Source organism: Limimaricola litoreus, assembly GCF_024159025.1.
GTDB lineage: Bacteria > Pseudomonadota > Alphaproteobacteria > Rhodobacterales > Rhodobacteraceae > Limimaricola > Limimaricola litoreus.
Map to the genome: position 1 here is coordinate 1 of NZ_JAMYXC010000066.1, position 10,797 is coordinate 10,797.

A 10,797-nucleotide genomic window follows, 5' to 3' on the forward strand; every position below is an offset into this window, starting at 1 on the left:
GGCGCGGTGCCGCTCGCCGCGCATGGCATCGCGCTGCAGGTCACCTCGGTCGCCTTCATGATCCAGGTCGGTCTGAGTCGGGCCCCGCCTCGCCCATCAGCCCCGCGCCGCCGCGCATCGGAAAGGCCACCGGCCCCGAGACCACGCCGCCCGCGAAGGCGCCGCCCTTGGCAAAGGGCATCAACCCCGAGACGAGGCCGTTCACCCCCTGGGCCAGAAGCCCGCCCAGACCGTCGGTCACCGGGCGCATCGCGTTGTCATAGACGGTGGAGGACATCGCCCCCGCCAGGCCGCGCAGCGCCGCACCCGGAGAGGCGCCGTCGAACAGGACCCCGTCGATGGCCCGGCGCAGCCCGCCAGAAAAGCCGCGCTCCAGCTTGCCCAGATCGCGCGTCGTCTCCGCCAGCCCCGCGCGCATCCGCGCCAGCTCGCGCGAGAAGCTCTCGGCCATGCTGCCGGTGTCCTCCATGGCGCGTTCCAGCGCCTCGAACTCGTCCTCGGTCATGCTGTCTCCTCATCGGGATAGTCGCGGCACAGCTCGTCGAAGCGCGCGCGCCCCATCGGTGCGGGGCCCAAGGGCCCGAGCATCAGCCGCAGCTCGGCGGGCGTCAGCGCCCAGAACTCCTGCGGCTTCAGCTTCAGCCCGCCGATCCCGGCGCGCATCATCGCCGCCCAGTCGAGCCGCATCACGCCACCTCGCCAAAGGCGCGCGCGACCAGAAGCGCGGCGAGCCGCGCCGCCTCGACCGGGCCACCCTCGATCTCGGCGGCTACGAGTTCTGCGGCCCGCCCCGGCCAGCCGCCCCCCCGAAGCCCCGCGACGATGAGCGCCATGACATCGCGTGCCGAGACCTCGCCGCCTTCGAGCCGGGCCAGCAGCGCGGCGATGCTGTCGGCACCAAGGCTCTCCTCGAGCTCGGCCAGAGCGCCCAGCGTCAGCTTCATGACGCGGGGCTGCCCGTCGAGCACGAGCGCCACCTCGCCGGCCAGCGGGTTGGCCATCAGAGCGCCGCCTCGAAGTGCACCGGCCCGGCCGAGACCAGAGCGATCTCGAAGCTGGCCTCGCCGTCATGGCTGCCCGCGTAGTCGATCGAGGCGATCTGGAAGGCGCCGGTCATGGTGCCGAAATCGGGGATCACCACCTGGAACTCCGGCGTCTCCCCGTCGAAGAAGATCTGCCGCGCGCGGGCGTCGGTGTCGGCGTCGCGAAACACGCCCGAGCCTGCGATGGCGGCGCTGCGCACGCCCGCGCCCGCCAGCACCTCGCGCCAGCCCGCGCTGCCCAGATGGGTGACGTCGACGCTTTGCGCATTGAGCGTGAGCCGCGTCGCGCGCAGCCCCGCCATGGTCTCGAACAGCCCGTCGCCGGTCATGTCGATCTTGAGCAGGAGATCCCTGCCGTTCTGAGCCGCCATTGCTGCGCCCTCCTCGTTGATGTTCAGCCGTCTTCGCTCAGCGCGCGAAAGGTGAGATCCACCCGCCGCGCATCGCCGCTGCCCTCCCGCCGCGCCCGCGCCCGCGCGAACCACAGCCCCACCAGCCGCCCGCGCGACAATTCGGGCGGCGGACCCGACAGCGCGTCCGAGATCGCCGCTGCCGCCTGCTTGGCGGCGCGAAACCCGGCCGCGTCGCTCACCACGCTCACCGTGAACTCATGCGCCGCCCCCGATGCCGTGCCGTCCGAGGCGTCGCGCGCCTTTTCCGCGCCCAGCACCGCGTAGAGCGGCGGCAGGGGGCCCGCGGGCAGCGCGTCGTAGATCGCCTCGCCCAGCATGTCGGTCAGCGGCACATGGGCCTTCAGCCGGGCGAAGATCGCCGTCTGAAGCGCCTCGGCCATCGCATAGCTCATCGTGCCACCTCCTCCTCGGCCTCGCAGACGAGGTATTTCCCATCCCTGTCGAGCTCGCGCACCGCGCGGATCGCGTAGATCCGCCCGCCCTCGCGAAACCGCTGCTCCGGCGCGGGGCGCATCGACGAGCCGGGCGGGGCCGCGCGGATGGTGATGCGCAGCAGGACCCGGCTCAGCGCCGCGCCCAGCCCGTCGAGATCGCGCCCCGAGCGCGCCTCCACCCGCGCCCAGAGCGTGCCACGCGCCAGCCAGCCCCGCGCAAAGCCGCCCGCCCCGTCGGGCGCGCGCAGCGGTGCTTCGAGCAGCAAGGCCCGGTTCAGCCGCACCGGCCTCATGCGCCGCGCCCCGAGAGCCGCAGGTTGCGAAACCGCTCGGTCAGCGCGGTGACGCCAAAGGGCATGCAGCCCGGGCCCAGCGCCGTGTCGTGGCGGTATTCGTAATAATGCGCGGCCAGCATCATCGTGGCCTGCGCCAGATCGGCCGGGATATCGGCCCAGGCGGGGCCGAAGCCCGCCTCGAAGCCGATCCGCGCGATGCCGCCTTCGGGGATCGCGGGCAGCGCCAGTGACAGCGCCTCGATCCGCGGGCGCGCATCGTCGGCCACGGCGCGCCAGCGGCCCGTGGGCACCGGCGTTGTCACGCCCTGCGCGTCGCGCGTCTCGAACGCCGTCACCGCCACCAGCGGCGCCACGGGGAGCGTCTGGCGCATCTCGTCGCGCCAGCGCGCCAGCTCCAGCGCGAAGCCGCGCGACAGCAGCACCTTGCCGGTGCGCGCCTCGATCGCGGCGATGGCGGCGCGCAGGAAGCCCGCCAGCACCGCGTCCTGCAGCCCCTCCTCGGCAAAGCCGGTGCCGAGCCGCAGATGCGCGCGAAAGCCCTCGATGGGCAGCGCCGCCTCTGGCACGGCCCCCGTCTCGATCAGTCTCATCACCCGTCCTTTCGCACTCGCGAGCCAAGGGCCGGGCCGCCCCTCATGGCGGCCCGGCGCCGCATCAGGCGATGCCGAACTTCAGAAGCTTGATCGCCGCGAAATCGCTCACCGCGCCGCCGACCCGCTTGGTGGCGTAGAAGATCACATGCGGCTTGGCCGAGAAGGGATCGCGCAGCACCCGCAGGTCGGGCCGCTCGGCGATGGTGTAGCCCGCCTCGAAATTGCCGAAGGCCAGCGCGCAGGCATCCGTGGCGATGTCGGGCATGTCCTCGGCGATCAGCACCGGGTAGCCCAGGAGCCGCGCGGGCTCGCCCGCCGAAAGCCCGTCGGACCACAGGAACCGCCCGTCCGCGTCCTTGAGCTTGCGCAGCGCGCCCGCCGTGCGCGAGTTCATCACGAAGCTCGCGCCCGCGCGGTAGGGCGCGCCGAGCCGGTAGACGAGGTCGATCACCGCATCCGCCGGGCTCGCCGCGTCGAAGCCGCCGTCGGTGCCGGTGGCGACATAGCCGAGGCTGCCCCAGCTCCAGCCGTCGTCATCGACCTGCGGGTAGCTCAGGATGCCGGTCGGCTTGTCCACCCCGTCGCCCGAGACGAAGGCCGCCGCCTCGGACCGGGCGAAGGTGTCGGCGATGCGCCCCGCGAGCCAGCCCTCGATGTCGAAGGCAGAGTCGTCGAGCAGGCGCTGAGAGGTCTTGGGCAGGGCCGAGAGCTCGTGCAGCGGGATGGTGATCCGGTCGATCTTCGGCGTGCTGGTCTCGCTGCGCGCCGTGGTCTCGTCGGCCCAGCCCGCGCCCGGCTCGGCGTGGTCGATCAACACGTCGTAGGAGCCCGCGTCCACCGCCACCACGGAGGCTATGGCGCGCAGCGAGGCGGTGGCGCCCAGCACGCCGCGCACCCGGTCGGCGGTCTGCGGATCGACGAGATAGCCGCCATCGGCGGCGACGGTGCTGCTCATCGCCTTGCCTTCGAGCCCGAGGCCCCGCAGCCCGTCATCCTCGCCGGTGCGCAGATAGGCGCCAAAGGCGGCGCGGTGCGGCTGGGCTTCGGCCTTCGCTTCGAGAGCGGGGCGCGCGGCGAGCGCGGTCTTGCGGTCCAGTCTGGTCATCCGGTCGTCCTGTGCCTTGAGTTTCGTTCGGATCTCGGCCGAAAACCGGCCCAGCTCGTCCATCAGCCCGCCGATCTCGCGGCCAAGCTCGTCATCGTCACGCATCGCGTTCCCCCTCGTTGCCCTTCAGCACCGCGCGCGCGGCGCGGACCCGTGCGACCAGCGCGTCATCGTGTTTCGCGCCGACGCGCGCCTCGCGCAGCATCGGGAAGGTCACCAGAGACACCTCCCAAAGCTCTAGCTCGTCTAGCCTGCGCCCCGCGCCGTCTTTCCTCGCGCGCCGCGTGCGGTAGCCGATCGACAGCCCGTCGATCGCCCCCGCCGCCACCAGCGCCACCGCCTCGCGGCCCTGCGCCACCTCCGTGAGAATGCGGCCCTTGACCCAGAGGCCGGTGGCATCCTCGCGCACCTCGTCCCAGACGCCGATCGGGCGCGAGGGGTCGTGCTGCCAGAGCATTCGCACCCGGCCGCCCGCCCCTTCGAGACGCTTGAGCGAGGCGGCATAGGCCCCGGGCTCGACCACGTCGCCGCCCTGATCGGCCTTGCCGAAGAGCGAGGCATAGCCCGAGATGACCGCGCCCTCGCCGATCTCCAGCGGCCCGGTGCCCTCCGTGCCGCCCGCGCAGAACTTGCGTTCCAGCTCCATCATTCCCTCCCTCAAAGCCCCACGATTCCTTGGGCCGCCTGCGCGCCGATGGCCGCGACGACGCCGTAGACGGCGAGCCAGAGCCTGCGCTCCAGCCGCTCCATCACCGCCTCGATCCGCTCCAGCGTGGCCGCGACCTGCGCGAATTGAAGCGCCACCAGCCGCTCATGCGCCTCGATCCGCAGCCCCGGCGCGCAGGCAAAGCCCGGATCGCGCAGATCATCCATCGGAGCCGACCTCCCGCGCGGGCAGGCCCAGCAGCGCGCGCTTTTCCGCATCCGTCAGGAACAGCGCCTCGGAGACGCGCCGCCACTGCCCGTCGCGCTCGGCGGCGAGTGCGGGCACCTGGTCGAGATCGACCCGAAGCTCGAACCGCTCATCCGCGAAATCCGACAGCCATTCGGCCAAGGCGCCCGCGATCCGCGCCATCAGCGGCAGCACGGTCAGCCGGTAGAAGGCGCGGTTGGCCTCCTGGTAATTGGCGTAGGTCGCGTCGCCCGGTATCCCGAGGATCATCGGCGGCACGCCGAAGGCCACCGCGATCTCGCGCGCCGCCGCCTCCTTGGTCTTCTGGAACTCCATGTCCGAAGGGCTGAACCCCATCGGCTTCCAGTCGAGCCCGCCTTCGAGCAGCATGGGGCGGCCCGCGTTGCGCGCGCCCTGATGCTGGCTCTCCATCTCCTCGACCAGCCTGTCGTATTGATCGGGCGTCAGCCCGGCCTGCCCGTCGGCGCCGCGATAGACGATCGCACCCGAGGGGCGCGCGGCATTGTCCAAGAGCGCCTTGGACCAAGCCGAGGCGGCGTTGTGCACGTCGATCGCCGTGGCCGCCGCCGACAGCGCCGAGAGGCCGTAATGGTCGTCCTGCGGATGAAAGCTCTTGATGTGGCACACCGGGCTGGGGCCATCGCCCACCGCAAACCGGTGCTTGGCGCCGCCCGCGGCATACTCATACCCCACCGGCCAGCCGTCGGCCCCCGGCACCAGCGACACCCGGTCCGAGCGCAGCACGTGCAGCTCATAGGGCAGACCCTCGGCCCCTACCGCCTCGACATAGCCGTTGCCGGTGAGCAGGATCTGCCCCACCAGCGCCTCGATCAGCTCGGCCCGGCCCTGACCGGGGTTGGGCCGGGCCAGAAGCGACAATGCGGGGTGTTCGTCATGGCGACGACCGCGATCCTGCAGCATCAGGGGCAGCGCCGCCGCCGCCTCGGAAATCAGCCGCACCGCGCGGAAGCCCACCGGGTTGGAAACGAAGCCCGCGCGGGTGAGCGAGACGGTGTCCCGCGCGCTCCACGCCGGCCGCCCCGCGCCGGGCCAGGCGAGGCAGCGCCCCGCCGCCGAGGCCTTGGCCTCTGGCGCTCCCTTGTCGCGCTTGAAGAACTCGAACATCGCCGCCCCCCGCTGGTCGTCTCTTGGCTTGGGGCAGAGAATGGCAGCGCCGGGTTGGAAAAGCGGGAACGGGGCGCGCGGTGGTTTGGGGCGGCGCGCAACACCCCCCGATGCAGGGGGCTGCCGCCCCCGCCGCGTGCCGCGGCCCCCCGCGCGTATTTGAGGAAAGATGAACCGGTCAGAGCATCCGAAGCCGCGGGCGGCGCCAGCCCTGCGCGGGGGCGATCATCAGCTCGTGCAGCGCCCAGACCAGCGCATCGACCCGGTCGGGCGAGCCCGAGCCGAGAAAGCCCCGCGCCGTCATCTGCGCCATCTGGTCCTCCAATGGCCCGAGCCCGCGCAGGTGATGCACGCGCCCCTGTTCGTAGAGCGCCGCCACCGGTTCGGCCCGGAGCCCCTTGGAGCGCCCGGCGTGCAGCGCCTTGAACGGCACCATGGGGTCCACCTGCCGCACCACCGTCTCGACCAGCGCGCCGCCCTGGTTGACCTCGGCCACCATCCGCTCCGCCCCGTGCCGCGCCATCGCGGCGCAGGCCGCGCGGGCCCAGTCGAGCGGGGACGCGGCCTCGACCGTCGCATCCTCCAGCACATAGGCCCGCCAGTTTTGCGGCGGGCCTTGCGTCACGGCCCCCGCCACCACGATGCCGCAGGCATCCGATCCGGCATGCGCGCTTACCGACGGATCGACCGCGACGACGATGCGGTCGAGTTCGGGGGCCGTCTCCACCGCGCAACCGACCAGCATCTCGGCGGTCCAGAGCGCGCCTTCGGCATCGCTCAGCAGCACCCCCTCAAGCTCCTGTCGCCCCTGCCGCGTGCCCGCGTAGCGGCGCTGCATCTCGTCGAGAAAGCCGCGCGCGAGGTTGGCGGCGTTGGCTTGGGTCGCCGCATGGGTGCTCACCGTGCTGTCAGAGGCCAGAAGATCGCGCAGCACCGCCACGTTGCGCGGGGTCGTCGTCACGCAGGCGCGCGGCTCGCCCAGACGCAGCCCGAATTGCAGCATGTCCCAGGCTTCGGCCCCGCGCTTCCACTTGGCCAGCTCGTCGGCCCAGGCCGCGTCGAACTGCGGGCCGCGCAGCGCCTCGTAGTCATGCGCCGAAAAGAGCTGCGCCACGGCGCCGTTGGGCCAGGTCAGCATCCGCCGCGTCGCGCTCCAGACCGGCCTTCGGTCGGGCGGCGAGCAGGCCATGATCCCGCTGTCGCCAAAGACCATGACCTCGCGCGCCTGATCGAGCGTCTCGCCCACCAGCGCCACGCGCCGCGCGCGCCCCGTGTCATTGGGCCGCGCGCCCTCGACCTGCGCGCGCACCCATTCGGCCCCGGCGCGGGTCTTGCCCGCGCCGCGCCCGCCAAGGATCACCCATGTCCGCCAGTCGCCCGCGGGCGGCAGCTGGTGCGGCAGCGCCCAGAGATCGAAGATCCAGGGCAGCGCCGACAGCTCCCCCGGGTCGAGCGCGTCGAGGAACTCATCCCTCGCGGCAGCAGGCGCGCAGGCGATCCAGCCGGCAAGTGATCCGTTCCCGCGCGGCCTCGATGTCGATCTCGCCATCGGCGAGCCCGCCGCCTTGCTTTCCGAGCCAGTCATTAAACTTCCTCTCCACCTCGAACGCCGTCTTAAGGGCAGCCTCCAACTCGCTGATCTTTTTCTGCAAATCTCTCGGCGCCCCCACCTCAGCCCGCAGATCCTCCAGCATGTCGGCCAGCGTCGACCGCACGGAGGAGAGAAGCTGCCACGCATCCTCCCACTCCTTGCGGCGCGCCGCCGCCTGTGCCCCGTCGGGGCCCGTCATCTCATCCATATGCTTGCCTGCCTCCATCTTCGAAGCTGGCGTCACGACACGAAAAAGGCGGCCCCGGATATCTCCGGGACCGCCTCATGCATCTCTGCCAGCCTGTCATTGACCCTACGTCAAAGCGTGCGCCCTGTCAATCCGGGCCGTATGAGGAGCGCCGGCCAAGCGCCCGTTCCGTTTACGAAAACTTAGTTTCCGGCGGCCCGCTCCGCCTCGATCTCGCGCCATTTGGCGACGTTGCGGTTGTGCTCGTCGAGCGTCTGGGCAAAGGCGTGGCCGCCCGTGCCATCGGCCACGAAGAAGATGTAATCGGTCGTGTCCGGGTTGAGCGCCGCCTCGATCGCGGCGCGGCCGGGGTTGGCGATGGGCGTCGGCGGCAGGCCGTTGATCTTGTAGGTGTTCCACGGCGTCTCGCGGTCCAGCTCGCTGCGGCGCAGGCCCCGGCCCAGCACGCCCTTGCCCTCGGTGATGCCATAGATCACCGTCGGGTCGGTCTGCAGCGGCATGCCCTGCCGCAGCCGGTTGACGAAGACGCTCGCCACCTGCGGCCGCTCGGCGGCGACGCCGGTTTCCTTCTCGACGATCGAGGCGAGGATCAGCGCCTCCTCGGGCGTGTCGAGCGGCAGGTCGCCCGCCCGGTTCTCCCAGGCCTGGGCAAGGATCGCGGCCTGCGCCGCCGCCATCCGGTCGAGCACCTGCGCGACCTGCGTGCCCGGCGTGATCTCGTAGCTGTCGGGCGCGAGGCTGCCCTCGGCGGGGATCTCCTCGACATCGCCCTCGAGCGTGTCGAAGGCATTGAGCGCCTGCGTCACCTGCCAGGAGGTGACGCCTTCGGCCACGGCGATGCGGTAGCGGGTGTCGGCCCGCTCGCGCATCTCGGCGTATTCGGGCGGGGTCTCGACGCCCTCGGCGGTGGGGTCGAACTCGACCAGCTCGACATAATCGGAGGTCGCGGGATCGAGCTCGCGCACCTCGGCCAGAACCGCGTTGACGCCGACCCGGTAGAGGATCTCGGTGCCGCAGGTCGAGGCGCCGCCGCGGGTGACGATATCGACGATGCGCTCCATGGAAGCGCGCTCGGGGATCAGGTGGCTGCCCGCCTTGAGCTGGCTCGTCTTGTCGGCGTATTCGGCCCCGATCCGAAAGATCGAATCCGAGCCGATCGCACCCTTTTCGGCGAGCTGCTGGCTGACGGTGCGGAAATTGGTCCCCGGCTCGACCTGCAGGCAGATCGCGGTCTCAAGCGGTCCCTCGCCCGAATATTCGTTGACCCCCCAGGCGATCACCCCCGCCGCACCGGCGAGGCCGACGATCAGGAAGGTGATCGTGTTCGAGGCGAGGTGACGCCACATCAGGAGGCGACCTTTCCGAACAGGACGCTGGCGTTGGTGCCGCCGAAGCCGAAGCTGTTGGACAGCGCGATGTTGATCTCGCGCGGGCGCTTCTCGTTCGGCGCGAGGTCGACCACCGTCTCGACCGCCGGATCGTCGAGGTTGATGGTCGGCGGCGCGACCTGATCGCGGATCGCGAGGATCGAGAAGATCGCCTCGATCGCACCCGCGGCCCCGAGAAGATGCCCGGTCATCGACTTGGTCGAGGACATGGTGACCCTCGAGGCCGCCTCGCCCATCATCCGCTCGACCGCGCCAAGCTCGATCGTGTCGGCCATGGTCGAGGTGCCATGCGCGTTGATGTAGTCGATCTGCTCGGGCGCGACCCCGGCATCCTTGAGCGCGGCGCGCATCGCCCGCTCGCCGCCTTCGCCGTCCTCGGAGGGCGCGGTGATGTGGTAGGCGTCGCCCGACATACCGTAGCCCAGCACCTCGGCATAGATCTTGGCGCCGCGCGCCTTCGCGTGCTCGTAATCCTCGAGCACCACGATGCCCGCGCCCTCGCCCATGACGAAACCGTCGCGATCGGTGTCATAGGGGCGGCTGGCCGCCTTGGGATCGTCGCGCCGCTTGGTCGAGAGCGCCTTGCAGGCGTTGAAGCCCGCGATGCCGATCTCGGAGATCGCGGCCTCGGCACCACCCGCGACCATCACGTCGGCGGCGCCGTACTTGATCAGCCGCGCCGCATCGCCGATCGCATGCGCGCCCGTGGAGCAGGCGGTGACGACCGAGTGGTTCGGCCCCTTGAAGCCGTAGCGGATCGAGACCTGGCCCGAGATCAGGTTGATCAGCGCGCCGGGGATGAAGAAGGGCGAAACGCGGCGCGCGCCCTTTTCCTTGATCAAGAGCGCCGTCTCGGCGATCGAGTTCAGCCCGCCGATGCCGGAGCCGATCATCACGCCGGTGCGCTCGCGCCCCTCGTCATCCTCGGGCATCCAGCCGCTGTCCTCGACCGCCTGCTGCGCCGCGGCGATGCCGTAGAGGATGAAATCATCGACCTTCCTCTGCTCCTTGGGCGCGAGATAGGCATCGGGATCGAAGCGGATCGCCGGATCGGCATCCGGCCCGCGCGGCACCTCGCAGGCGTAATTCGTCGCCAAATGATCGGCATCGAAGCGGGTGATGGTCCCCGCACCGGATTTGCCAGCCAGGATCGCTTCCCAGCTCGGCTCGACCTTGTCGGCCAGCGGCGTCACCAGCCCCAGCCCCGTCACGACCACTCGCCGCATCTGACCATCCTCTTCGCAATAACTCGCGCCCTGATACCGCAGGGCTTCGCGCGGGAGCAAGGGCGCGGAGGCCTTTGAATCGCGCCCGGCGGGCCGCGGCGGCGAGTTAACGCGGAATTCAGCCTTTCCGGAGCATGACGGTGGGCGAAGGAGAGCCGTCATGCGCCTGTGGTTCGTGTTGTTGCTGATCGTTTTGGCCGCGCCACTGCGCGCCGCGCCCGCCTGCGAGACGATCGAGAGGCTGGAGCGGCTGGTGTCGCAGGGCGCCGCCGGGGATCTGGGCGGGCTTTCGCGCGAGCTGCGCCGCACCGACGCGGAGCGCGTGATGTGGAACCTGCGCGGCCATCCGCTCGCCACCCACGAGGGCGACATCGCGGCGCTGCTGTCGCAGGCGGCGGAGGCGGTCGCGCTCGACGGGAGCGATGGGGTCGTGGCGGCGCGCGCGCGGCTGGGCACACAGGC

General features: G+C 71.2%; 16 protein-coding genes. 1 reads left to right on the forward strand and 15 read right to left on the reverse strand.

Translation table 11 applies throughout. From position 1 onward, the window contains the following. Positions 1–55: 55 nt before the first annotated feature. The 15 genes from NHG85_RS05055 to fabF form a co-directional block, all read right to left on the reverse strand. Positions 56–505: a phage tail tape measure protein gene (locus NHG85_RS05055; RefSeq protein WP_253330411.1), complete on the reverse strand. Its 450-nt coding sequence runs from the start codon at positions 503–505 to the stop codon at positions 56–58. Next, on the reverse strand, positions 502–687 hold the full coding sequence (locus NHG85_RS05060) for a rcc01693 family protein (protein WP_253330413.1): 186 nt from the start codon (positions 685–687) through the stop codon (positions 502–504). Before NHG85_RS05060 ends, NHG85_RS05055 begins: the two co-directional genes overlap by 4 nt. Beyond that, positions 687–1,001: a gene transfer agent family protein gene (locus tag NHG85_RS05065; RefSeq protein WP_253330415.1), complete on the reverse strand. Its 315-nt coding sequence runs from the start codon at positions 999–1,001 to the stop codon at positions 687–689. The genes NHG85_RS05060 and NHG85_RS05065 overlap by 1 nt, the downstream gene beginning before the upstream one ends. After that, the gene (locus NHG85_RS05070; protein ID WP_253330417.1) at positions 1,001–1,414 is read right to left on the reverse strand and encodes a phage major tail protein, TP901-1 family; all 414 of its coding nucleotides are present in this window, start codon (positions 1,412–1,414) and stop codon (positions 1,001–1,003) included. Before NHG85_RS05070 ends, NHG85_RS05065 begins: the two co-directional genes overlap by 1 nt. 23 nt (positions 1,415–1,437) lie before the next feature. After that, positions 1,438–1,848: a DUF3168 domain-containing protein gene (locus NHG85_RS05075; RefSeq protein WP_253330419.1), complete on the reverse strand. Its 411-nt coding sequence runs from the start codon at positions 1,846–1,848 to the stop codon at positions 1,438–1,440. Next, positions 1,845–2,183 (reverse strand): head-tail adaptor protein, encoded by a 339-nt coding sequence (locus NHG85_RS05080; RefSeq protein WP_253330421.1) that lies wholly within the window; start codon positions 2,181–2,183, stop codon positions 1,845–1,847. The genes NHG85_RS05075 and NHG85_RS05080 overlap by 4 nt, the downstream gene beginning before the upstream one ends. Beyond that, positions 2,180–2,776: a head-tail connector protein gene (locus tag NHG85_RS05085; RefSeq protein ID WP_253330422.1), complete on the reverse strand. Its 597-nt coding sequence runs from the start codon at positions 2,774–2,776 to the stop codon at positions 2,180–2,182. The genes NHG85_RS05080 and NHG85_RS05085 overlap by 4 nt, the downstream gene beginning before the upstream one ends. Positions 2,777–2,840: 64 nt before the next feature. Next, positions 2,841–3,989: a phage major capsid protein gene (locus tag NHG85_RS05090; protein WP_253330424.1), complete on the reverse strand. Its 1,149-nt coding sequence runs from the start codon at positions 3,987–3,989 to the stop codon at positions 2,841–2,843. Continuing rightward, positions 3,982–4,530: an HK97 family phage prohead protease gene (locus NHG85_RS05095; protein ID WP_253330425.1), complete on the reverse strand. Its 549-nt coding sequence runs from the start codon at positions 4,528–4,530 to the stop codon at positions 3,982–3,984. The genes NHG85_RS05090 and NHG85_RS05095 overlap by 8 nt, the downstream gene beginning before the upstream one ends. Positions 4,531–4,541: 11 nt before the next feature. Continuing rightward, complete coding sequence (locus tag NHG85_RS05100) at positions 4,542–4,757, reverse strand: GTA head formation protein, RCAP_rcc01685 family (RefSeq protein WP_253330427.1); 216 nt, start codon at positions 4,755–4,757, stop codon at positions 4,542–4,544. Next, positions 4,750–5,922, reverse strand: a complete 1,173-nt coding sequence (locus tag NHG85_RS05105) for a phage portal protein (protein ID WP_253330429.1) — start codon at positions 5,920–5,922, stop codon at positions 4,750–4,752. The genes NHG85_RS05100 and NHG85_RS05105 overlap by 8 nt, the downstream gene beginning before the upstream one ends. 178 nt (positions 5,923–6,100) lie before the next feature. Further along, positions 6,101–7,471 carry a DNA-packaging protein gene (locus NHG85_RS05110; RefSeq protein WP_253330431.1) on the reverse strand — a complete coding sequence of 457 codons (1,371 nt, stop codon included), beginning with the start codon at positions 7,469–7,471 and terminating at the stop codon, positions 6,101–6,103. Continuing rightward, the gene (locus NHG85_RS05115; RefSeq protein ID WP_253330434.1) at positions 7,389–7,721 is read right to left on the reverse strand and encodes a hypothetical protein; all 333 of its coding nucleotides are present in this window, start codon (positions 7,719–7,721) and stop codon (positions 7,389–7,391) included. The genes NHG85_RS05110 and NHG85_RS05115 overlap by 83 nt, the downstream gene beginning before the upstream one ends. A 182-nt stretch (positions 7,722–7,903) precedes the next feature. Then, positions 7,904–9,067, reverse strand: coding sequence for an endolytic transglycosylase MltG (gene mltG, locus NHG85_RS05120; RefSeq protein ID WP_253330436.1), 1,164 nt, complete (start codon positions 9,065–9,067; stop codon positions 7,904–7,906). Continuing rightward, positions 9,067–10,335, reverse strand: coding sequence for a beta-ketoacyl-ACP synthase II (gene fabF, locus NHG85_RS05125; RefSeq protein ID WP_253330438.1), 1,269 nt, complete (start codon positions 10,333–10,335; stop codon positions 9,067–9,069). Before fabF ends, mltG begins: the two co-directional genes overlap by 1 nt. A 160-nt stretch (positions 10,336–10,495) precedes the next feature. Between fabF and NHG85_RS05130 the strand changes: the two genes are divergently transcribed. Next, positions 10,496–10,797: hypothetical protein (locus NHG85_RS05130; RefSeq protein ID WP_253330440.1), on the forward strand; the 302-nt coding region annotated here is incomplete at its 3' end.

Bases quoted from the DNA above. Each gene is read 5' to 3' on its own strand.
- NHG85_RS05065 (WP_253330415.1), bottom strand. From the start codon at position 1,001: ATGGCCAACCCGCTGGCCGGCGAGGTGGCGCTCGTGCTCGACGGGCAG.
- NHG85_RS05085 (WP_253330422.1), bottom strand. From the start codon at position 2,776: ATGAGACTGATCGAGACGGGGGCCGTGCCAGAGGCGGCGCTGCCCATC.
- NHG85_RS05070 (WP_253330417.1), bottom strand. From the start codon at position 1,414: ATGGCGGCTCAGAACGGCAGGGATCTCCTGCTCAAGATCGACATGACC.
- NHG85_RS05060 (WP_253330413.1), bottom strand. From the start codon at position 687: ATGCGGCTCGACTGGGCGGCGATGATGCGCGCCGGGATCGGCGGGCTG.
- NHG85_RS05080 (WP_253330421.1), bottom strand. From the start codon at position 2,183: ATGAGGCCGGTGCGGCTGAACCGGGCCTTGCTGCTCGAAGCACCGCTG.
- NHG85_RS05110 (WP_253330431.1), bottom strand. From the start codon at position 7,471: ATGGCGAGATCGACATCGAGGCCGCGCGGGAACGGATCACTTGCCGGC.
- NHG85_RS05090 (WP_253330424.1), bottom strand. From the start codon at position 3,989: ATGCGTGACGATGACGAGCTTGGCCGCGAGATCGGCGGGCTGATGGAC.
- NHG85_RS05115 (WP_253330434.1), bottom strand. From the start codon at position 7,721: ATGGATGAGATGACGGGCCCCGACGGGGCACAGGCGGCGGCGCGCCGC.
- mltG (WP_253330436.1), bottom strand. From the start codon at position 9,067: ATGTGGCGTCACCTCGCCTCGAACACGATCACCTTCCTGATCGTCGGC.
- NHG85_RS05055 (WP_253330411.1), bottom strand. From the start codon at position 505: ATGACCGAGGACGAGTTCGAGGCGCTGGAACGCGCCATGGAGGACACC.
- fabF (WP_253330438.1), bottom strand. From the start codon at position 10,335: ATGCGGCGAGTGGTCGTGACGGGGCTGGGGCTGGTGACGCCGCTGGCC.
- NHG85_RS05095 (WP_253330425.1), bottom strand. From the start codon at position 4,530: ATGGAGCTGGAACGCAAGTTCTGCGCGGGCGGCACGGAGGGCACCGGG.
- NHG85_RS05100 (WP_253330427.1), bottom strand. From the start codon at position 4,757: ATGGATGATCTGCGCGATCCGGGCTTTGCCTGCGCGCCGGGGCTGCGG.
- NHG85_RS05105 (WP_253330429.1), bottom strand. From the start codon at position 5,922: ATGTTCGAGTTCTTCAAGCGCGACAAGGGAGCGCCAGAGGCCAAGGCC.
- NHG85_RS05075 (WP_253330419.1), bottom strand. From the start codon at position 1,848: ATGAGCTATGCGATGGCCGAGGCGCTTCAGACGGCGATCTTCGCCCGG.